Genomic DNA, 22,309 nt, shown 5'->3' with positions numbered 1-22,309 from the left:
TTAGATTGTTAGTTTATTATCTTAAACATCGTTGTATTCCAATGCCGAGGCTTTGCCCCCCTGAGAATATGGCGATCGCATAATTCATATTGTGATTCAGCAACGCCAAATTTTACCCGGAACGTTAAATTCTATGTTCGATGAACCGTTAGCAATTAATATCAGTGAAGAAAGCTGTCCAGTCACTGCTGTTATTTCTCATATAGTGAGACCAGGGCGTGAGCAAGGTTACGAAGCATGGTTTCATGGCATTGCCGCAGATGCACGAAAATTCAAGGGACATCTGGGTGTCAGCACTATTCGACCCCAGGATCATGCCCATCCTGAGTACGTGGTCATTCTCAAGTTCGATTGCTACGGCAATCTCAAGACTTGGCTAGAATCAGATATTCGGCGGGAATGGATTGAGCGATTGCAACCGTTGATTGAAAAGCCAGAAGATATTCAAACCCTGACCGGATTGGAAACCTGGTTTACTCTCTCAAACAAACCTATGATGTCTCCACCACCCCGCTACAAAATGGCGTTAGTGACCTGGCTAGGAGTATTCTTCACGCTTCCTCAGCTCAATATGTTGCTAGTACCGTTGTTGTCTGGGCTACCTGTATTGCTCAATCAATTGATTAGCACAGGACTCGGTGTCGCTCTGCTCACCTATGTGATCATGCCGCTTCTAACGCAATTATTTCGCAAATGGCTGTATCCCATTTGATATCCCCTCTCCTGAAACTCAACTGGTTTTACCCATCAATTCAAAGTCGCCACAGCAGTAGCCGTGCATTGTTAATTTTCGTGTCCTGCTTGATTGTTACTCGTTTTCCCCCTATCCTCAAAAAAGTTAGTCGTGGTAAAGTAAATCTCCTTTACTTGCAATACTTCAGGGTAATTTATGAACAAAGGTGAATTAGTGGATGCTGTAGCAGCAAAGACCAACATCACAAAAAAGCAAGCTGATGAGGTAATCAGTGCTTTTTTGTCAGTTGTTACTGAAGCTGTAGCGAATGGAGATAAGGTAACACTTGTTGGTTTTGGCTCATTCGAGCGACGCGTTCACGAAGTGTGCCGAAGGTATCGCTCAGAGCGTGAAGGGCGTAATCCCCAAACCAACGAGAAAATCACCATTCCTGCAACTAAAATACCTGCATTTTCTGCTGGTAAGCAGTTTCGGGAGAAAGTAGCACCATAGATGAATTGCTTTGTTACCAGTAATCCAATCATTACAAAGACGTAGCCTTCGCTGTTCTCAATCTTTATGAACAAATCATTGGTCTTAGTTACAAAAAAATAGAAAAACCCATTTTGGAGAAAACAATTACAACAGATTTGCCTCAAAAATTAGAGCCAGAAGCTAAAAATATTAAGACTCCCGAACTAGCACTAGAAGCCAAACAAAAACTAGAAGAGAAGAATAACAAGTTAAAGTATGCTTCTAACTATTGTTATTCTCCAACGTTTGACAACAATCAAATAAAATTAGTTGAAAACTCAGGGTGGCAGGTGTCAGATATTTGGCGAGAAATTCGAGTAAATAGTTACTGCGATAGTTGATTTAATCAGAGGCAGGGAGAAGAGGAAACTGTAGGTACAAACTTTATCCGCAAGTGGCGTGAAGACTCCCTTGCTCCTTGCTCTCTTCACCCCTGCTTTTTTATAGGCTTTGAGTGCTAGCAATAATGTCAAATAGGAACTGAAGCAAAATACCTTGTGAGGTATAAAACTGCAAGGGCAGAGGATAAGGTCAACATTTAAAAGTCAAAAATTAAAATGGGGGTGTATTTGCTTTCATTTTTAATAAAGATATCAGATAAAGGTGCGTTAGAATTGAAGCAATGGCACTTGATTGAGTCAAAGCTAGATTAAAAAATTGAAAGTAAAAAGGTAATTTTATTTTCAATTAATTAATAGAGTAAGCTTTTCACTTTCTTATTACCAAGATGACGGGCTAAAAACCGTATTATTTAGTAGCTCATCTGCTGATTGAAAAGGTGCAAGATGTAAGTATCCTTTTTTATTTAATTAAAATTACTTTCCTACATTTATCAAATTTTTATATATGTGTGGTCAAACACCATTTAATATATTTATTAAGGGAAAGAATAGTTTTTAATTTGTAATGATTTTAAATAATAATTATAAAGGTAATGTTTTGGTGGTAGATGATACACCAGATAATTTACGACTGTTGTCGGCGATGTTAACTGCCCAAGGCTTTGAAGTCCGCAAAGCTTTAAACGGTAAAATGGGTCTGACTGCTTGTCAGATGGTTTTACCTGATGTAATTTTGCTGGATATTAGTATGCCAGATATGGATGGTTATCAAGTTTGTCAACAACTTAAAGCTGATGATAAAACTTCCGATATACCAGTTATTTTTATTAGTGCGCTTGATGATGTATTAGATAAAGTCAAAGCTTTTGATGTTGGTGGCGCAGACTATATTACTAAACCGTTTCATGGAGCAGAAGTAATATTAAGAATTGAAAATCAAATAAATTTACGTTTGTTGCAACTTAAACTACAAGAAAAGAATTTATTATTGCAAAATGCCCTTCATAACCTAAAAGTATCACAAGTTCAACAAATTCAAAATGAAAAAATGGCGGCACTGGGACAATTAGTAGCAGGTATTGCCCATGAAGTTAATAATCCTATAAGTTTTATCTATGGTAACTTGCAATATGCTAGTCAGTACATCGAAGATTTGGTGAATATTATTGAAGCTTATCAACAAGAGTACCCAGAGCCAACATCCAAACTCCAACAATTATTTAAAGATACAGACTTGAATTTTGTGATGCAAGATTTGCAAAACTTAATGGATGCAATGTATAGAGGGTCTGATCGTATTCGAGAACTTGTGTTAGCACTGCAAAACTTTTCTCGCCATGATGAAGCTGAAATGAAATTAGTCAATATCCATCAGGGTATAGACAGCACCTTAATGATGTTACAGCATCGACTCAACGCAACACAAAATCGTCCAGTAATTAACGTAGTGAAAGAGTATGGTAACTTGCCTTTAGTTACTTGTTATCCGAGAGAGTTAAACCAGGTATTTATGCACATTTTAAATAATGCAATAGATTCCTTAGAACAATCAAAGGTCGAAAGCCAAAGGTCAAAAGTTAACAATTCTCAACTCTTGACTATGGACTATAAACTATTGACTAAACCGCAAATTCGTATTCGCACAGAACTACTAGACTCAGATACCGTAAGGATTGCGATCACAGATAATGGTATTGGCATAAAAGAATCTTGGCAATCCCGTCTGTTTGATCCCTTTTTCACAACAAAAACCGTAGGAAAGGGTAGTGGACTAGGATTATCAATTAGTTATCACATTGTAGTGCAGAAACACCAAGGGCAAATTACTTTTTCATCTTCTTCAGGTCAAGGTGCAGAGTTTGTCATCACAATTCCTATTAAGTAAAGTCATGACTACTGACGTCTTTCAAATTATCCTCTGTTTCCCTGTTCCCTTATTCTTGAGCCTCTGTTTTCAAAACAGACATAACAGGCAAACTCAAGAGTAACTGACTTGCCACCTGATATTAAGAATCAAAATTTTTCTTGAACACAGACTACTATTTTCCGTCACATAAAAGCATAATATAAGTGTGACTGATCTGTTATCCCCTTTACAATCCTTAAATCGAGGTCACTGGTTCAAGCTCATCTGCGGAGCTAGTTTCCAGCACCTACCTGCTGTCAGAAGTTTAACCTTAGCCTATACCTTAGCAGGTGCTGACTGCATAGATGTGGCTGCTGACCCAGCAGTCATTAGAGATGCCAAAGATGCAATACAAGTAGCCAAAAATCTGGTGCGGGAAGCCCAAGCCAGAGGACTGGATTATAAAGGTCATGAGCCTTTGTTAATGGTGAGCTTAAATGATGGCGAAGACCCCCATTTTCGCAAAGCTGAATTTAATCCCAGTCAATGTCCACAAGATTGTCCTAGACCTTGCGAGAAAATTTGCCCTGCTCAAGCAATTGTCTTTAAACATAAAAAAGATAACTTTTCTGGTGTTGAATCCCAGAAATGCTACGGCTGTGGGCGTTGTCTGCCAATTTGTCCTTATGATATAATTTATACAACATCGTATATGTCAACGCCAGAGGCGATCGCGCCAATGGTCATGTCAGCCGGAATAGATGCCGTAGAAATCCATACAAAAGTGGGCCGTTTGGCAGAATTTAAGCAGTTATGGCAAGTAATTTCACCGTGGGCAGACCAATTGAAGGTATTAGCTATCAGTTGTCCCGATGGTAAAGATTTAGTTGAATATCTTCAATCGATTTATGATTTAATCTCTCCACTTCCTACCACCTTAATTTGGCAAACCGACGGTCGCCCCATGAGTGGTGATATTGGAGATGGTACCACTTTAGCAGCCGTAAAACTAGGGCAGAAAGTCTTGGCAGCTAAATTACCAGGATATGTACAGCTGGCAGGTGGCACTAACAGCTACACAGTTGCTAAGTTAAAGGCAATGGGACTACTGAAAAAAGCAGGGGAGCAGGGGAGCCACTGCGGTCTTCTCTACGAGACGCTACGCGAAGGGGTCTCCCCAAGTGGAGCAAGTGGCGTAGCAGGGAGCAGGGAGGAAATTTCTTCTCCTCTGCCCCCTGCCCCCCGCTCCTCCGCCTCCATTGCTGGAGTTGCTTACGGTAGTTATGCCCGTGTAATGCTGACACAAATTATTGAGCAGTTAGAAAACAAGGAGGTGAGGAATACTAATATTAAGGCAACAGTCCGCCTGGAAGAAGAACCAGAATTGCTCTGGCAAGCCGTAGAGCTTGCCCGTTCCCTCGTTTCCCAGCTCAAGTCACAGCAGGAGCGCTAATCGCTCTTCGTTATCTCTCAAAACGTCACAATAGAAAGCATGACGATTACAGACGATCTCCAAAAGTTATTAGACATTTTGCCCCAAGACCTGCGAAAAGTACTAGAGAATCATCCCAAACGAGATAGTTTAGTAGAAGTGGTCTTGGATTTGGGTCGTCGCCCAGAGGCTAGATTTCCTAATCAAGCCGAATATCTGAGCGAAACACCAGTCACTCAAGCACAGATAGATGATTGCATTCAGCGAGTTGGAAACTTTGGTGGAGATAATCGGGCAGGAATTGAGCAGACTTTGCACCGGATCAGTGCTATCCGTAACCGCAGTGGTAAGATTATTGGTCTGACCTGTCGTGTTGGTCGAGCGGTATTCGGTACGATAGGCATGATCCGCGATTTGGTAGAAACTGGTAAGTCGATTCTCATGCTAGGACGACCTGGTGTAGGTAAAACTACAGCCTTAAGAGAAATTGCCCGTGTTTTAGCAGATGAATTGCATAAACGTGTAGTCATCATCGACACCTCCAACGAAATTGCCGGGGATGGTGATATTGCTCACCCAGCCATTGGTCGTGCTAGGCGGATGCAGGTAGCTCATCCAGAACTTCAGCATCAAGTGATGATTGAGGCAGTAGAAAATCATATGCCCGAAGTCATCGTTATTGATGAAATTGGTACAGAACTGGAAGCTTTAGCTGCCCGTACTATCGCTGAACGGGGTGTGCAGTTGGTAGGTACTGCCCACGGAAACCAGATAGAAAACCTCATCAAAAACCCCACACTGTCTGACTTGGTTGGGGGTATCCAAGCTGTGACACTGGGAGACGATGAAGCGAGACGCAGAGGTAGTCAAAAAACCGTTTTGGAACGGAAAGCGCCTCCTACCTTCGAAATTGCGGTGGAAATGCTAGAACGGCAACGTTGGGTAGTACACGACAGTGTTGCAGATACCGTGGATACTCTGCTGCGGGGTCGCCAGGCTAGTCCACAAACACGCACGGTAGATGATCAAGGTAAAGTCTCCATTACACGACAGTTAGCCGTTGTAAATGGTCGTGGCGGACAGTTAACAACACCGGAGGAGTCCTTTGTACCAGCTAGACAATCCAATGGTTGGCGTTCATCAGGACAAATGTTAGCCATACCATCAATACCTGTAGAACGGGAACGAATTGCTGCACCAAGCGAATTTGACCGCTTATTAGATGAATCGTTCAACTACCCAGAAGCGATTGATTTGGGCAGTGCTAGACACCCAGGCCCCAATGGTGAAGACTTGCCCTTGCACATTTACCCCTATGGTGTGAGTCGGCATCAACTGGAACAGGTGATCAACGTCCTCACTTTGCCTGTGATATTGACAAAAGACATCGATAATGCAGATGCAATTTTAGCATTACGATCGCACGTCAAAAACCACGCTAAATTGAGACAGATGGCTAAAGCCCGTCACGTCCCCATCCATGTAATAAAATCCAGCACCATTCCCCAAATTACTCGTGGTTTGCGGCGGTTGCTGAACATGGATGACCCAGAAGTAGCTGATGACAGAGAACTGCAATTATTCTTGCACAACGGTAGCGACGACGAAATGGACGCGCTGGAAGAAGCAAGACTTGCAGTTGAGCAAATTGTCATCCCCAAAGGACAGCCAGTGGAGTTATTACCCCGTTCTCCCCAAGTCCGCAAAATGCAACATGAATTAGTAGAACACTATCGGCTCAAGTCCCATAGTTTTGGAGAAGAACCAAATCGGCGTTTACGGATTTATCCAGCGTAAATTAACCGAGTTTGTCGAATAAACCAAGCGATCGCTCTAAGGTATTTTCAGTATTTTAGGGCGATCGCACTATGAATCAATTCAAAATTCAAAATTCAAAACATTTAAATACTCCACCTCCTTACCTATGGTGATTTTTTGACAAGGAAGATAAATTCAAAGATAGTGTAGTAAATTTTACGTCTATAGTCAGATACAAATGATAAATTTATCAAGATAGGATGTTTGCCTAATAGAACGCCCATCTCTTATATCCAGTATTTGTGATTAATCAACAATCTGAAAGCTTGATAAATTCCCACTTAGAGCAGAACATCAACCAGGGGTATAAATTTGGCTGGTTTGATTGGTTTTGTTTGTGGTATCCTCCTGGTTGGTTGATTTTATTTAACCGTCACTGGCAACATTATCATCAAGACCCAGATGGTTGGAATTGGCTAGAATACATCCTATTTTTAATTCCTTGTGGATTTTATTTAGCATTTTTGAGTCGATGGTTGCGTCTGGGTTGTCGTTCTCCCAGGACAGAGGTTGAGGAATTTAACCCAAATTATCAACAAGCTTTTCGTACAGAAATTCTCGCCCCGATTGTGCAGTATTATTTTCGCGGAGAATTGCAACAACTGGAGAATTTACCATCAACAGGACCAATGATTGTAGCCATGAATCATGCAGGGATGTCTTTCCCTTGGGATTTCATTAGCTTGGGGTATTTATTAGGTCAAACAAGAGGGTGGATAGCGCAACCAATAGCAGAAGGTTCATTATTTGAACATCCTTGGATGGTGTGGTGGCTACCTCCCAAATGGTCGCAGGTTTTGGGTGCAGTGCGGGCAGAGTTAAGCAATTTTGAGGCAGCAGTAGCACAGGGTAAAATCTTGTTATATGCGCCGGAAGGGATAAGGGGACCGCGTAAAGGTTGGCGACAACGCTACCAATTACAAAAATTTGATCTGAGTTTTTTACAGTTGAGCGATCGCTATCATATCCCCATTCTCCCTGTAGTCTGCATTGGCAGTGAATCTTTACATCCTTGGACTATTAACCTGAAAAAAATCCAAAAAATATTTAAACTACCGTTTTTACCCATATCACCTTTGATGTTTGCTTTAGTTCTCTTCCCCTCGATGGGTGTTTGGGCAATGAGAACTCGCTTACATTATTTTGTTGAGCCTATGGAAACAGAGTTTGGTACTCTTTCTCAAGAACGTAAGATAGTTTATCAACGCGCTAAACGATTTCAAGCTCAATTGCAAGTCCGGGTTAATGAGTTGTTGAGTAAGTCCGTGATTGTTTCACGCAGAGGTGCAAAGACGCAGAGCAAATAAGAGGGGCTTTATCGAGAAAATATTGAGAATTTAGCAACTGTTCGGTTTTATTAACTGAGGAAAGAAGTTCTCACCCCTACACCATCACATACAACCCGAAAACCAATATAGTTGCTACGACGATTGCGGTTGAAGTAGTTGCGAAAAGCAGAACGGCAATCCTCAGGAATGTCATACCAAGAACCACCACGTAACAGATGGAGAGATTGATTGTCATTATCATTCAGCCATACACTACCATCTGTAGGCGCGCCGTTATAACTGTCATGCCAATGGTCTTGACACCACTCCCACACATTGCCATGCATATCATATAAACCAAAGGCATTGGGTGGAAAACTACCTACTGGAGTAGTTTGCCGACGAAATAGACCTTGAGGTGCTGAGGCGTAAGTACGACTACCATCATAATTAACCAACTCTGCCGTAATCGTTAAACCAAAATAAAACGGTGTAGTAGTTCCAGAACGACAAGCGTATTCCCATTCCGCCTCACTAGGCAAACGATAGTTGCGCCCTGTTATTTGCCTTAATTTTTGACAAAATTCTATCGCATTCTCCCAACTAACTTGTTCTATAGGTCTGGTTTCACCTTGAAAATTAGCAGGATTATTCCCCATAACAGCTTGATACTGTGCCTGCGTAACTTCATATTTACCCATGAAGAACCCAGAAAGATTTACTTGACGTTGGGGACTTTCAAATAAATTTCTTCTTTGCTCCTGTCCCGGTGAACCCATCATGAAAGAACCACTGGGAATTGCCACCATTTCCAGAGTTACACCATTACCCAAATTTTCTATAAAATATTGTGCTGTACGCTGGGCTCTATCAGCAGTATTTCCCTGTGAATTTACTACTACTATTTCAAAATCAAAAGCTTCTAACAAATTAGGAGCAGAACCTGGAGAGGGCCAGGTATTAGTATTCCGACTATAATTTTGAGTAATGTGATGGGCTAATGTTGATGTCAGCAAACTTACTCCTCCCCAAACAAACCACTTCAAAAATCGCCTGCGGTTGATTAACGAGGAATTAGAGTTAGCTAATTCAACAAAATTCCTTCGATGACTTGGTACTTGATTCACTATTCCCAATTTTCGTAATACTTTTATCCACCAATAAAATCTTTTCTGCCTTTGGAGTACACGACTAAACTCATCTGATACTTTTATAGCAAGTACAGGCTCATGTCTCATAAAATCTAGAAATATATAATCTCTTAATGGACTATTGACATCTGCTCTTTTAGATAATAAATCAAGTATTGAATTAGCTAATTTTGTTAATAAAGTATGATACTTTCTAGCTATTTCTAACTGCAATTTACTGACAGAACCTTGAACAGCCGTAATTAATAAATTTTGTAGTGCAGTCCGAATTATCTGCTGTTGCTGTGGTGTCAATGTATTAATTAGGTAAACACGCAACCAGTCCGGAATATAACCATAACGTAACCACGGTAAACGAGCCAAATCAGCCAAAGAACACACATCTATTAGCGATGCTCCCGACTCTGTTTTCAACACATTACCTAAATAAATAGTGATATGCCAATGCAACTCAGGAAAAACAGCGCAAGCACTCAGCCAATAAAAGCCATCCTTACTCAAATATTTTTCTAGCGAATCCAACATGAAATTAACTTGCTCGGATGGCGGCGGGTTTCGTTCAATCCAGAGATAAGGTTGTATACGCAACTCATCCGGTAGAGGTATTCGCGTTTCCTCCGCTAGCAAATAAGTTGCAACTCCTTGGCGCAGTCTTTGACTCAACACCAAAAATCCTTGAATTGTCGCTGGTAAAATAATAAACTGTTGTCCAAGTTCTAATTCTTTATACCCCCAATTTTCCGCAGGTGTAGGTGTTAAAATAGCCCGGTTTTCCCAAGCCATCAGTTGATTTACCCAAAGTTCTAATTCCCCACTAAGAGAATTAAAAAAAGTCTCTGTATCTGAGATAATCACTAGAGAATATTGACTATAATTTGATGTAATTTCTCTCAGCCTTAATGGCAAACCATCATCATCATCAGGAAAACACATTCGTGGGTCATCATGAAAGAAATAGATAGTAATAAATACGCCTTCATTTTGCAACCGCTCAATAATCTCTTCTACAAAGTTAGCTTGATGATCCCGATAACTAGTGCGATTAACGAGAAACAAGTATTCTGAAGGAATTTGGTAAGTATGATAAACAGGAGTTAGCCATCCTCCTTGGCACACAGTTGCATTAATAGTTTTGTCGATATCAAGCTCACGAGATGGAATACGAATTCGATATCTTAAACTCCGGGCAATTTGTAATAACACGATGCTATTAACTAAACTTTCCTCAAACCCAGTAATGTAAATTTTTTGTAATGCTGGTTCTTGGGTCGTACTATGACGTTGCAAAAATAAGTTAGCACGCCACAACCACCATAGGCGCCACATTATAAATGCGACATAGATAGTCACATAAAGTAACAATATTTGCAAATTAAATGGCAGGTCTTTCGTTGGTGTTTCTATAATAATTTCTGTTTCAGATTGTCTAAGAGGTACTTCTGGAAGTTCGCCTGTTGGTACTGGAGGTAATTCTGTTGATGCTGGTGTTTCTTCTGGTATTGGTTGATTATAGACCTTGCCTGTTCCGAGCGAGAGAGAGAGAATAGATAGAACAATAGTTATTGAAATAATAGTTATTGAAAGGATAAGTATTAGAAACTGTATCCGATACGAGAGAGCGCGTTCTGTTTCTAGTTCGGCTGAAAATGCTACTGCTTTTACGTTTACTTCCTCTGTTGATAAATTAGTTTGGCTAAATAACTTAGTCCAACGGTCAAAAAGTAATTGAAATTCTTCCTGCTCAATTGGTGAACTACAAACAATTGGCCCCAGTAAATTCCTCAAATCCTCTGGATGATCCAAAGTTTCCCCTTGAGCAATCAATATCAAAATTAAATCCTGAGCAGCAATATACTGGGATACACCAATTTTATAACCCGCTTCCCTCAGTTGATCAATAAACTCAATCAAAGCATCGGGACTTAGCCAATCTAAATTGTTTTCGTCTGTTCTTTTATCCACTGTTCTATAATTTTTTTAGCTTTTTCTTGATCCTCAGTAGTTTTAATTAAGCTACTCAGACTAGCAAAAACGACATCCGCTTGCATTAAAGGATTTTTTGATTCACCAGAGAATTTCTGTAAAATTATCAACCAGCCTAATAATTCAGCCGTTGCAGGTTTTTTCCTCAACCCACTTTGAGGGGAACGTAACTTATAAAACAAATCCAGGGCTGCTTGTAAAAATGGACTACGGCTACTAGCATTAATCCCCAACCGATTAGCTACAATTTCCGCCAAGCGCTCAATTTTAGGAAAAGGAATATTGTAATAAACACAACGCCGCAAAAAAGCATCTGGTAAATCTTTTTCCGAATTACTAGTAATAACGACAATCGGTTGTAATGTTGTATCAGCCACAATTTTTTCATTCCTTATATCTGGAATCCGAAAATACATCAACTCCAATTCATTGAGTAAATCATTGGCAAAGTCACGAGGAGCTTTATCAATTTCATCAATTAAAACCACAGAACGCACTGGAATCTCATGTACCATTTCTGATGGCAATAAATCCTTAACTTCATCTGGATTTCTAGTGCGTAAAATTGCCAGTCCCAAAGCTTGATAATTAATGTAATTTAAAACCTCAGTGGGAACAACACCACTCTGCACATCTTGGAAGCGTTTTAAAGCATCGTAAGTATAGAATAATTCACGAGCTATACTAGTAGACTTCGTTTCAAACTTCAACGGCTGGCCAAGCCCAAGTTCCCATGCCAGACTATAAGCAAGTTGAGTTTTACCAGTCCCTGGTTCTCCAGTAATCAGTAGTGGTTGTCCTAGCAACAGTGCCACATTACAAGCGTCTTGCAACCCTGAATCTGCAATATAATTCTCTGGCTTGAGTAACTGAGAACGAGGAGAAGTTGAAAGATTTACTGGTAAGCTGCTTTGTTGGGGATTTCCATTACCTTCATATATGCGAAACTTCATACTGATTCATCCTATACTGCTGTCAGCGATTTCAGTAGCTCAACTAACTTTTCTGCTAAATCACTCATAGGAATTGTATCAGACAGTTCTTGGTCTTCCCAAGAAGCAAACATCTTAGCAACTTTTTGAATTAACGGTTCAATCATGTCTTCTCCTACCAGTTGTTTAGTATGTTCACTCCGCACCCAATTTTCGACTTCCCCCCTATTTATTCCTTCCAATTCTGACAACACAGTTACTAATAAAGGTTGAAAATCCTTCAAGTCTGAATTGGTTAGGTTTTGTAGATACTGACGGACTTTTTTATTTATCTGCTGATATCGATATTGTTTGAAAAAACTACGCCCAAAACCGAATAAAAAATTCATCCAGAAAGTTTTCTTTGATTTATTACGTTTAATTTTATATTGGATAAATATATAAATAATTAATTTTTGTTTGATAATTTCTTGATGTAATTGCTGGCAAAACTCTAATAATTTATCTATGCTTCCAAATCCTTGTTTGTCTAAATCTTCTGTAAGTAAATGAGTATGAATTATAACTGGATGGGTATACTTACTCAAAATACTATTGATTTTTTCGGAACAGTAAATATCATTCCCCAACAAACTATGTGCCAAATTTTTATATAGCTGTTTTAGGAGAGATTGAGAATTTTTAAATTTTGTAGGCCATTCCAGATGATATTTAGGAATAATTGGTTGGTGTGGTTCTAGCTCTAGCCATTGAGGCAGAGAAAACTTTCGCATCCGTTCTAAAAAATTGTAATGACATTGGGACTCATCACCATGAATAATGCAAACGAAATGACCAGGTGAATCTTGCTTGATAAACTTCAAGAATGCTTCACCTAGTTGTGATTCCTGCTCTCTACGGTTAGCTAAATAAGGCAGGAAATGGGGAAGCTCCTTTTTAAGCTGAGATGGATGAATTGCGGAACTACTCGTTCCACTTTGTTGAAAAAATATGTTTTGGACATTTTGAAAATTCAGGGCTTGTCCATTATCCAACTGACCAATATTCTGCCCTGAATTTCGACCTATTTCCTGCTGAATTTGATTACTCGCCTGAGGTGCTTGAGATTCTCGTTGGTTCTGCTCTTGAATCATTTGTCATCAGATTAAGTAAGTTAGCACAACACAAATAAACTGCTTGCAAAAAGACGAATTAGGTAAAAATTTTATGGATTCAAATCAATGAATAATTATCGAATTTATGTAACGGATAACTATTAAAGTGTGACATCTCCCTGAACACTACCGATGTTACCGATGTTTTTAGCTTCACTATTTTGCATCTGTCCAATCATTTGCCCCTCAACTGTTCCTGCGGTTTGCTGAATTTGAACCCCATTTGTACTAACTTCATTTTTATCTTTGAAGATTTCTGCAATGAACTCTGCAAGAGCTTTATCTTTTTGCAACAGTGTTTCTAATTCTTCCTGAAGCGCAGCTTTCCAAGCTTCACTCTCTGGTTTATCTGCCAGTTGTGTCGCAGCGATATTGGCTGCTGCTTCCGCTTCTATTGAAGGCCACAACTTTGCCCAAATTGCTGTGGCTTTATCCCAAGTATCTTGGCCAAGTTTGGTAGCAGCTCCGCTTAATGCAGACTCTCCAACTTTTTTCAATAGAAAGGGTAAACACGGTGCTAGAAATGATGTCAAAATTGTCACGTTCATATATTTTAATTTTGAGATTATATAAGTAACTTTACGTAGCTAATAAATATCACAGCTTCCTATGGAAAAACAAGCCCACAAACATTTGTTTAACTGTCGGGCTATCAGGCTACGTCTACATTATTTTTCATTCAACTGAAGATGTACCGAAGCGGTAGCCTTTACCGTAGACGGTGTGAATTAAGGAAATTTCTTTTCCTACCTCAATTTTACGGCGCAGCAATCTGATTAAGGCTGCAATGACATTGCTATTTGGTGGTTCGCTATCTTGCCAAAGATTTTGTAGAATTTGGGAGTGAGTTAATAACTGTCCAGTGTGTTCCATAAAGTATTGCAAAAGCTGGCTTTCTTTTTGCGATAGTTCAATAACTCGTCCTTGACGGTAGGCGACTTGATTTTCACAATCAAGCTCTAAGTCGGCTACAGTTAATCTTCCTGGTGTGGTTTCATAGGTTTGAGAACTAGAACGCCGCAACAAAGCGCGGACTCTCGCTAGCAACTCTCGCAGTTCAAATGGTTTAACTAAATAATCATCTGCACCAGCATCTAAACCTTGTACGCGGTCATCTAAGGTATCTTTAGCAGTGAGGAATAAAACGGGTGTAATTTTGCCTTGGTGGCGCAACTCTTGACAAATTTCTAAGCCTGTTTTCCCTGGTAACATCCAGTCTAAAATCAGTAGGTCGTAATTACCTACTGTGGCCATGTCGCTACCGCTTGTCCCCTCATAAGCTGCGTCTACGGTGTAACCTTCACGAGTTAACACCCGACTTAAGGGGTCTGTTAGTTCTACTTCGTCATCAACTAATAAAATTCTCATGCTGCTTGTGGTAAGCAATAGAGATATTCTCAATATTGACACTATCAAGTGTCTCTAGCCAAGGATACCAAGAAAACGAATGTTAACTGTTGCGTTGCCGAAAGGGGAACTACTCAAAAATAGCATCCGCCTACTGCAATCTGTAGGTTTGGATTTTAGTGCTTTTTTAGACTCAGGAAATCGCCAACTGCAAATTACTGATGCCAGTGGAACGGCGAAAGGATTGTTAGTTAGGGGACAAGATGTGCCTGTTTATGTAGAGTATGGACAAGCACAAATCGGTATTATTGGTTACGATGTACTCCGCGAAAAACAGCCGCAGGTTGCCCATTTAGTAGATTTGCAGTTTGGCTATTGTCGGATGTCGGTAGCTGTCAAAGCATCTAGTTCTTACAAATCACCACTAGATTTGCCTGCTCACAGTCGTGTTGCATCTAAATATGTAAATTGCGCTCGTGAATACTTCCAAGGCTTAGATTTACCTGTGGAAATAGTTCCGCTTTATGGTTCTGTGGAACTAGGCCCGATTACGGGAATGTCTGAGGCAATTGTAGATATCGTTTCTACTGGCAGGACTTTAAAAGAAAATGGTTTGATTGAAATTACTACTTTGTATGAAAGCACGGCACGATTAATCGCTCATCCTCTCAGTTATCGCTTGAATACGGGGAATTTACACCAATTAGTTGAGCAACTACGAGATGGGGTTTTAACTAAAGTTTGATGTGAGCAAGTGCAATTTCATTTCGCTAAGGGACTTACAGATAAAAAAATCTCCAAGTAGGTAGGGTGCGTCAGTGCAAGAAAACTTAGCTGTACCAAGAAATTATTCATACTGACGCACCCTACTAACCGTCAAGTTGGAATAATTTATTTTTTGGTGTTCCCTAATTTTGCTATCTATATTCTGCCCTGATTAAGTGGAGATGGATAGCAGATGCGTCAAAGGGTGCATTTTTGATGAAAGTTTTTCACTAATAACTATTGACATTCGTCACGGATTATGTTGATAATGGTTCTTTGTGGAAACTTTACCTCAATAAAATAAACACTTGGCTAACGTCATTGTAATAGGCGCTCAATGGGGCGATGAAGGAAAAGGTAAAATAACTGACTTACTCAGCCGCTCCGCAGATGTGGTAGTACGCTATCAAGGGGGTGTCAACGCTGGACACACTATTGTAGTCAAAGGTCAGACCTTTAAACTACATTTGATTCCCTCCGGTATTTTGTACCCTGATACGGAATGTATGATCGGCTGTGGAACAGTCATCGATCCACAAGTTTTGATAAAAGAACTCGACCAATTAGAAAGTTTAAATATTTCTACTAAAAATCTGCTCATCTCTGAAACAGCCCATGTCACCATGCCCTATCATCGGCTAATTGACAAGGCATCAGAAGAGCGACGCGGAAGCCATAAAATTGGAACCACTGGTCGAGGGATTGGCCCTACCTACGCTGATAAATCCGAGCGTACAGGTATCAGGATATTAGACTTGATGGACCCGGTAGCCTTACGCGACCAGTTGGAATGGACAATCAATTATAAAAACCTCATTTTAGAAAAGCTGTATAACCTGCCGCCCCTAGATCCTGAAGAGGTAATCCAAGAGTATTTAGGGTACGCAGAACGGTTACGCCCTCACGTTGTTGATACATCATTAAAAATATACGATGCCATTCAACGGCGACGCAACATATTGTTTGAAGGCGCACAAGGTACGCTCCTAGACTTGGATCATGGGACTTATCCCTATGTCACCTCCTCCAACCCAGTAGCTGGGGGGGCTTGCGTAGGTACAGGGCTAGGCCCGACAATGATAGACCGGGTAATTGGTGTATCCAAAGCCTACACAACGCGAGTCGGAGAAGGGCCATTTCCTACCGAACTGCATGGGGAGTTAGGCGAATTACTGTGCGATCGCGGGGCGGAATTTGGCACAACCACCGGACGTAAGCGGCGCTGTGGCTGGTTTGATGCAGTTATTGGTCGCTATGCTGTGCGAATTAACGGCATGGATTGTATGGCTATCACCAAACTAGATGTCCTCGACGAGTTAGAGGAAATTCAAGTTTGTGTAGCTTATGAAATAGACGGCGATCGCTGCGATCATTTCCCAACTAGCGCTCGTCAGTTTGCTCGGTGTCGTCCCATCTACAAAACCCTCCCAGGATGGCAAGTGCCAACCAGCGAATGTCGTAACCTGGAAGACTTACCCCAGCAAGCACTGGACTATCTAAAATTCCTCGCAGAATTAATGGAAGTCCCGATTGCGATCGTTTCTTTAGGCGCAAGCCGCGATCAAACCATCATTGTAGAAGACCCAATCCACGGGCCAAAACGTGCCTTGCTGCACCCCGATGGTACTCCAGCCTCTTTGCTAAGTGCTTAGTCTACAGTCTAAATTGACTATTGACTAACAACAACTGACAACTGACAACTAACCAAATTATATGGCTCTGACAGTCGAAACTAAAAAACGACCAGAAGGCACCAAGCCGAAGGCTTTGCGTCGCTCTGGACTTATCCCCGCTAACTTATACGGACACAACGGTAGAGAATCTATTTCTTTGGTAGTTGACGCCAAAGTAGTTGAAAGATTACTCAAAGCTGCTGCTGTGAAAAAAACAGAAATTGAACTCAACATTCCCGAACTGGAGTGGACTGGTAAAACTGTTCTTCAAGAAGTTCAGGTGCATCCAGCCAAGGGTACACCATATCACATCAGCTTCCTTGCCACTGCTAAAGACTAAAGCAGGTGCGAAATTTATCTTACTTGCCATTTAAAGTTTGTGATAATTGCTGATCAACCAGGGTTTAACCCCTGGTTTTTTGTTGTTTGTAGTGAGGACTAAAGTCCTCTCTGCGAAACACTACGGGAAAAAATCAGGACTAAAGTCCTTACTACGAACTTGAAAAATTCCTATGACAGAAATGACTCTTCCAGCTTTAATCCAACAGATGTTACAACCCGGATTTTATCCTCACGAAGTAACAGAACCTATCCAGCTAATTCAAACTCACGTTTCCTATGTGCTACTCACGGGAGAGTATGCCTATAAACTGAAAAAGCCAGTGAATTTTGGCTTCTTGGATTTCTCAACTTTAGAGAAGCGACAACATTTTTGTCAGGAAGAACTACGCTTGAATCAGCGAGGAGCATCTGAATTATATTTGGAAGTGCTACCAATCAGTTTGGTAGATGAGCAATATACTCTAGGGGGAACAGGTGAGGCTGTTGAGTATGTGCTGAAAATGCGCCAGTTTCCCCAGGAGGGTTTATTCAGTGAACTTTTTGCCCAAGGTAAGCTAACTGAGTCACATTTAGAAGAATTAGGGCAGGTAGTGGCTCAATACCATGCAAAAACTGAGACTAATGATTACATTCGTAGTTTTGGTGAAGTGCCTCAAGTTCAGGCTGCATTTGATGAGAATTATGAGCAAACCGAGAAATATATCGATGGTCCCCAGACGCAGTTGCAATTTGATGAAACTAAAGCCTACACCGAGCGTTTTTTTGTAGAAAAACAAGAATTATTCCAGCGCCGAATCCAAAATAACTACATTCGGGAATGTCATGGAGACTTACACCTGAGAAATATTTGTCTATGGCAAGATAAAATTCTCCTGTTTGATTGTATTGAATTTAACGAGCCTTTCCGCTTTGTTGATGTGATGTTTGATGTTGCTTATGCTGTGATGGATTTGGACGCACAGCAACGACCAGACTTGAGTAACGCATATCTGAATACATATTTAGAGCAGACTGGCGACTGGGAAGGATTAGAAGTACTACCCATATACTTAAATCGTCAATCTTATGTGCGGGCTAAAGTGACTTCGTTTTTGTTAGACGACCCCAGCGTCCCAGCAACGGTAAAGGAAGAAGCTACTAAAACAGCTTCTGTGTATTACAAACTGGCTTGGGAATACACCAAACCCAAACAAGGAAAACTCATTTTAATGTCTGGTTTATCTGGTTCTGGGAAGAGTACGACTGCAAAATATTTAGCCCGTCAACTAAATGCAATTCAAATTCGCTCAGATGCAGTCCGTAAACACTTGGGGGGAATTCCTCTGTGGGAACGTGGCAATGATGATTTGTATACACCGGAAATGACCCAAAAGACCTATGCAAGGTTATTAAACCTGGGGACTATACTAGCTAATCAAGGTTACACAGTAATTTTGGATGCTAAATATGATAAACAAAATTTACGAGAAGAAGCGATCGCACAAGCTGAAAAATATCACCTTCCCCTCCAGATTATTTACTGCACAGCACCTATAGAAGTTGTGCAAGAACGTCTAATTAAGCGTACAGGCGATATTGCTGATGCTACAGTTGATTTGTTAGCTTCCCAACTCAAGCAAACTGAATCCTTTACTGAGAAAGAAAAATCCTACGTACAAACTTGGGATACGACTCAACCACAAAAGATACAATTGCAACAGGTAATTCGTAATACTGCTACGCGTAAGCAAGCTACTTAATTTACTGACAGCCTATTTACGGGGAGAAGAGTGTAGGGCTAAAAAATCTTAACCCTACACCCCTAAACCCTTATACCCCTATCCCTGAGTTTATTTATGGCTAATAATAACAACCTATTTAATTTCACCCCCGAATTCCTTTCGCAACTAATATTCGGAGCATTTTTAATATTTATCCTCATAACGACAGGCTCGCCCGTATCCTTAAGTATTTTTCTGGGAATTATCGGTGGTTTTGCTTTAGGCTGGTTTACTAATTCTAGTAAAAGTAGTCCCCAAGCACCTGTTGTCGCTTCTTCTGATGGTATTGATGCAGGGTTAAAATACTGGTTATTTTTCTTAATTGGTTTTGGATTATTGGGATATCCTGCACCCATGAGTATCTTACTTGGTGGAATAGGTGCTGTTGGAGGAGGTTGGATTATTGCTTGGTGGAGAAGCAAAGAAGAAACGAAGACTCAATTACCTGTTAATGTTTCCCAAGATGTTGACGGTGAAGAGACGAGCGACAGAATCACCAAGCGACAAACAAGAAGACCCGTTCGGCGTTACCGTCGCACGGACAGAAATTTTAGTTTCCTATTTTGGAGAAATAATCGGAATAATAGTGGTGAATGAATTATGTTTGGTAAATGGGGAATGGGGAAAAGAGATTCTTATGCTCTCCTTGTGTGATTTATCGCGCAACAGTTTATCTTAAAAAGTTCTCAAGGCTAGCGTCCGCCATTCATAATTGTCAGTCATTCCCTGGATTTGATATCAAGTTAAAATTGCTCCACCCATCAACCGTTCATAGCGATATTTCAACTCTGCTTTCATTAAAGTCCAACGCTCTAAAGTTGCATCTATCTCTATCACTTTCTCTGCTGCTTGTCTGGCTAATAATAAAACGTCTTCATCTTCTACTAAACTAGCTAAAGTAAAATCAGGCACACCAGATTGCCTTGTGCCTAAGACTTCACCCGGCCCGCGAAAACGCATATCCATTTCGGAGATGAAAAAGCCATCTTGAGACTGTTCCAAAACTTTCAATCTTTGTTGAGCGTCGGGACTTCTAGAACTACTCATCAATAAACAGTATGACTGCGCCGCACCCCGACCCACACGTCCCCGCAATTGGTGTAGTTGCGATAAACCAAATCTTTCCGCATTTTCAATGAGCATCACTGTTGCATTGGGTACGTCTACACCAACTTCAACAACGGTTGTAGATACAAGAATCTGTGTTTGATTGTCGCGGAATTTGGTAATAGCTTCGTCTTTCTCAGCCGAACTCATGCGACCATGCAGCAACCCGACTTGAAATTCTGGAAAAACACTCTCTTGTAACTTTTGGTGTTCTTCTACAGCCGATCGCAAATCTAGTTTCTCTGATTCTTCTACCAATGGCAACACTACATAAGTTTGTCTACCTTGGGCAATTTCCCGGCGGATGAGGTCGTAGGCTTGAGGACGTTGCTGACCACTTAACATGGTAGTTTGAATTTTTTGCCGTCCTGGTGGTAATTCATCAATTTGACTGACATTCATATCCCCGTGTATGGTTAATGCCAGCGTCCGGGGAATTGGTGTAGCAGTCATCGTTAATACATGGGGTTGTTCGCCTTTTTGTTGCAGTAGCGCCCGTTGTTTCACCCCAAAGCGATGTTGTTCATCAATGACTACTAAACCCAAGCGTTGGAAATTTACCGGGTCTTGAATTAAGGCGTGAGTTCCTACCAACAAGGGTAATTCGCCTGTTTCTAACTGGGAATGTATTTGTCTTCTTTTAACAGTCTTAGTCGAACCAGTAAGTAATTCTACTGGTAAATGTAACAAGTTAAACCAACTCACTAACTTACGATAATGTTGTTCTGCTAATACTTCTGTAGGAGCCATGAGAGCGGCTTGGTAGCCAGATTGAATTGCTGCCAAAATTGCTACCACAGCCACCACAGTCTTACCCGAACCCACATCACCCTGTACCAAACGATTCATGGGTGTGGATTTTTGCAAATCGTTGAGGATGTCATTAAGAACTCGTTGCTGTGCGCCAGTGAGTTGAAATGGTAGTATTTCGTAGAAATTTTCGATTAACTGACCCTTTGGCGCGAGGACAGCACTAGTTTGAATAGCTTTAGCTTGCTGTTGACGTTGCAATAAACCGAGTTGCAGATAGAAAAATTCATCAAAAACGAGACGACGGCGAGCAACTTGCAAAGTCGCACTTTCATCAGGAAAATGAATGTTAGCGATCGCATCCTTCAATTCCATCAAACCATACTTTTCCCGCAAACCTTTAGGTAATGGATCTTTCAAATGAACCGCCGCAGGTAAAGCCGCAAGTACCGCCTGTCTAACCATACTAGCCATCACCCCTTCAGTGAGGCTGTAAATCGGCACTACCCGCCCAATGGTCAAAGATTCAATACTGTCTCCTGGGTTCGCCAAAACTTCCAGTTCCGGGTTATCCAACATCAAGCCGTATTTAGTGCCTTTGACTAACCCACAAGCCGCCAAAACACTACCCACAGGATAACGGCGTTTTAAACTTTCCTGCCAAGCGCGACTGGTAAACCGCGCACCCGCAGAGAAACGACTGACTTTAATTTGACCTGTATTATCTTTCAGGATTAACTCTAAAATTGATAATTTTTTATTCTTCGGGCTAGTAAAACAATTACATTTTTTCACCGTGGCTACTATTGTCACTGTCTCACCCGCTTCCAACTCGCGGATATTTACCTGCCGTGCATAGTCAATATGGTCACGGGGATAGTAGAAAAGCAAGTCCCGCACAGTGTACAAACGCAAAGCCGCTAATCTATCTGCTTTGCGAATCCCTATTTCTGGTAAATCACTGAGTTTTTGGTCAATGTTCGGAGCTAGCCTACGACTCACCTCAGCCACAACTGGGGTAGCATTCGGAATTTTTAATTTATAATTTCTCCCCTGCTCCCCTGCTCCCTTGCTCCCCTGCGCCTTAGGTTCCTCCTGCTCTTTTTGCAGTTGGTAAAGATATCTACGAGTTTCAGCTATTAGGTGTTGTCTTTCTTTCTGTTCCAGATTTGGATAACTAGCAAATTTCTCCGCCAGTTCTTGCCAGCGACGACGCTCAATTGCTGGCAAAACCGTCGGGAATTTCCCAAAGGTTAGGCTAAGAAATTCGCTGAAGCGGTATTGTTTACCCAGCAAGTCTGTAAAGCCGTGTTCTGCTTCTACTGCCAAGGCTTTGTGCAATCTTATCCAATCTGGTTGGTCATTAGTCATTAGTCATTAGTTGTTAGTCAACATTCAACAGTCAACAGTCAACAGTCAACACAGCTTTGGAC

General features: G+C 41.0%; 18 protein-coding genes. 12 read left to right on the top strand and 6 right to left on the bottom strand.

Annotated elements, in window-relative coordinates:
- Positions 1-91: 91 nt before the first annotated feature.
- The 7 genes from H6G18_RS18870 to H6G18_RS18840 all read left to right on the top strand — a co-directional run bounded on the left by H6G18_RS18870 (position 92) and on the right by H6G18_RS18840 (position 7,951).
- A complete protein-coding gene (locus H6G18_RS18870) occupies positions 92-712 on the top strand; it encodes an antibiotic biosynthesis monooxygenase (RefSeq protein WP_313954444.1) in 621 nt (206 codons plus the stop codon).
- Positions 713-889: 177 nt separating this feature from the next.
- Complete coding sequence (locus H6G18_RS18865) at positions 890-1,186, top strand: HU family DNA-binding protein (RefSeq protein ID WP_190408637.1); 297 nt, start codon at positions 890-892, stop codon at positions 1,184-1,186.
- 113 nt (positions 1,187-1,299) lie between these two features.
- A complete protein-coding gene (locus H6G18_RS18860; RefSeq protein WP_190408636.1) occupies positions 1,300-1,548 on the top strand; it encodes a hypothetical protein in 249 nt (82 codons plus the stop codon).
- A gap of 565 nt (positions 1,549-2,113) precedes the next feature.
- Positions 2,114-3,433, top strand: coding sequence for a hybrid sensor histidine kinase/response regulator (locus H6G18_RS18855; protein WP_190408635.1), 1,320 nt, complete (start codon positions 2,114-2,116; stop codon positions 3,431-3,433).
- Between the two features lie 187 nt (positions 3,434-3,620).
- A complete protein-coding gene (ldpA, locus tag H6G18_RS18850; protein WP_190408634.1) occupies positions 3,621-4,847 on the top strand; it encodes a circadian clock protein LdpA in 1,227 nt (408 codons plus the stop codon).
- Between the two features lie 39 nt (positions 4,848-4,886).
- A complete protein-coding gene (locus H6G18_RS18845; RefSeq protein WP_190408633.1) occupies positions 4,887-6,623 on the top strand; it encodes a R3H domain-containing nucleic acid-binding protein in 1,737 nt (578 codons plus the stop codon).
- Between the two features lie 263 nt (positions 6,624-6,886).
- Positions 6,887-7,951, top strand: a complete 1,065-nt coding sequence (locus tag H6G18_RS18840; RefSeq protein WP_190408632.1) for a lysophospholipid acyltransferase family protein — start codon at positions 6,887-6,889, stop codon at positions 7,949-7,951.
- A 50-nt stretch (positions 7,952-8,001) separates the two neighbouring features.
- On the opposite strand, the gene H6G18_RS25275 is transcribed toward H6G18_RS18840, so the two are convergent.
- The 5 genes from H6G18_RS25275 to rppA all read right to left on the bottom strand — a co-directional run bounded on the left by H6G18_RS25275 (position 8,002) and on the right by rppA (position 14,500).
- Complete coding sequence (locus H6G18_RS25275) at positions 8,002-11,025, bottom strand: formylglycine-generating enzyme family protein (RefSeq protein WP_390825383.1); 3,024 nt, start codon at positions 11,023-11,025, stop codon at positions 8,002-8,004.
- Entirely contained in the window at positions 10,995-11,999 is a 1,005-nt protein-coding gene (locus tag H6G18_RS18830) for an AAA family ATPase (protein WP_190408631.1), read from the bottom strand. Before H6G18_RS18830 ends, H6G18_RS25275 begins: the two co-directional genes overlap by 31 nt.
- Positions 12,000-12,010: 11 nt before the next feature.
- Positions 12,011-13,111 (bottom strand): hypothetical protein, encoded by a 1,101-nt coding sequence (locus H6G18_RS18825; protein ID WP_190408630.1) that lies wholly within the window; start codon positions 13,109-13,111, stop codon positions 12,011-12,013.
- A 122-nt stretch (positions 13,112-13,233) separates the two neighbouring features.
- Positions 13,234-13,680, bottom strand: coding sequence for a hypothetical protein (locus H6G18_RS18820; protein ID WP_190408629.1), 447 nt, complete (start codon positions 13,678-13,680; stop codon positions 13,234-13,236).
- Between the two features lie 127 nt (positions 13,681-13,807).
- Positions 13,808-14,500, bottom strand: a complete 693-nt coding sequence (rppA, locus tag H6G18_RS18815) for a two-component system response regulator RppA (RefSeq protein WP_190408628.1) — start codon at positions 14,498-14,500, stop codon at positions 13,808-13,810.
- A gap of 79 nt (positions 14,501-14,579) precedes the next feature.
- On the opposite strand from rppA, the gene hisG reads away from it, so the two are divergent.
- The 5 genes from hisG to H6G18_RS18790 all read left to right on the top strand — a co-directional run bounded on the left by hisG (position 14,580) and on the right by H6G18_RS18790 (position 19,616).
- A complete protein-coding gene (hisG, locus tag H6G18_RS18810; protein ID WP_190408627.1) occupies positions 14,580-15,224 on the top strand; it encodes an ATP phosphoribosyltransferase in 645 nt (214 codons plus the stop codon).
- Positions 15,225-15,552: 328 nt separating this feature from the next.
- Positions 15,553-16,896 (top strand): adenylosuccinate synthase, encoded by a 1,344-nt coding sequence (locus tag H6G18_RS18805; RefSeq protein ID WP_190408626.1) that lies wholly within the window; start codon positions 15,553-15,555, stop codon positions 16,894-16,896.
- Between the two features lie 61 nt (positions 16,897-16,957).
- On the top strand, positions 16,958-17,257 hold the full coding sequence (gene rplY / locus H6G18_RS18800; protein WP_190408625.1) for a 50S ribosomal protein L25: 300 nt from the start codon (positions 16,958-16,960) through the stop codon (positions 17,255-17,257).
- 172 nt (positions 17,258-17,429) lie between these two features.
- A complete protein-coding gene (locus tag H6G18_RS18795) occupies positions 17,430-18,998 on the top strand; it encodes a bifunctional aminoglycoside phosphotransferase/ATP-binding protein (protein WP_190408624.1) in 1,569 nt (522 codons plus the stop codon).
- A gap of 96 nt (positions 18,999-19,094) precedes the next feature.
- The gene (locus tag H6G18_RS18790; RefSeq protein ID WP_190408623.1) at positions 19,095-19,616 is read left to right on the top strand and encodes a hypothetical protein; all 522 of its coding nucleotides are present in this window, start codon (positions 19,095-19,097) and stop codon (positions 19,614-19,616) included.
- Positions 19,617-19,757: 141 nt separating this feature from the next.
- On the opposite strand, the gene recG is transcribed toward H6G18_RS18790, so the two are convergent.
- Positions 19,758-22,247 carry an ATP-dependent DNA helicase RecG gene (recG, locus tag H6G18_RS18785; RefSeq protein ID WP_190408622.1) on the bottom strand — a complete coding sequence of 830 codons (2,490 nt, stop codon included), beginning with the start codon at positions 22,245-22,247 and terminating at the stop codon, positions 19,758-19,760.
- Between the last annotated feature and the right edge of the window lie 62 nt (positions 22,248-22,309).

The sequence above is a fragment of the Anabaena subtropica FACHB-260 genome (genome assembly GCF_014697105.1).
GTDB lineage: Bacteria > Cyanobacteriota > Cyanobacteriia > Cyanobacteriales > Nostocaceae > Trichormus > Trichormus subtropicus.
This window is presented reverse-complemented; position numbering and strand designations above follow the sequence as displayed.

Coding starts and splice junctions, on each gene's coding strand:
- H6G18_RS18865 (WP_190408637.1), top strand. CDS start 890: ATGAACAAAGGTGAATTAGTGGATGCTGTAGCAGCAAAGACCAACATC.
- H6G18_RS18855 (WP_190408635.1), top strand. CDS start 2,114: ATGATTTTAAATAATAATTATAAAGGTAATGTTTTGGTGGTAGATGAT.
- H6G18_RS18845 (WP_190408633.1), top strand. CDS start 4,887: ATGACGATTACAGACGATCTCCAAAAGTTATTAGACATTTTGCCCCAA.
- H6G18_RS18830 (WP_190408631.1), bottom strand. CDS start 11,999: ATGAAGTTTCGCATATATGAAGGTAATGGAAATCCCCAACAAAGCAGC.
- H6G18_RS18825 (WP_190408630.1), bottom strand. CDS start 13,111: ATGATTCAAGAGCAGAACCAACGAGAATCTCAAGCACCTCAGGCGAGT.
- H6G18_RS18820 (WP_190408629.1), bottom strand. CDS start 13,680: ATGAACGTGACAATTTTGACATCATTTCTAGCACCGTGTTTACCCTTT.
- rppA (WP_190408628.1), bottom strand. CDS start 14,500: ATGAGAATTTTATTAGTTGATGACGAAGTAGAACTAACAGACCCCTTA.
- hisG (WP_190408627.1), top strand. CDS start 14,580: ATGTTAACTGTTGCGTTGCCGAAAGGGGAACTACTCAAAAATAGCATC.
- rplY (WP_190408625.1), top strand. CDS start 16,958: ATGGCTCTGACAGTCGAAACTAAAAAACGACCAGAAGGCACCAAGCCG.
- H6G18_RS18795 (WP_190408624.1), top strand. CDS start 17,430: ATGACAGAAATGACTCTTCCAGCTTTAATCCAACAGATGTTACAACCC.
- H6G18_RS18790 (WP_190408623.1), top strand. CDS start 19,095: ATGGCTAATAATAACAACCTATTTAATTTCACCCCCGAATTCCTTTCG.
- recG (WP_190408622.1), bottom strand. CDS start 22,247: ATGACTAATGACCAACCAGATTGGATAAGATTGCACAAAGCCTTGGCA.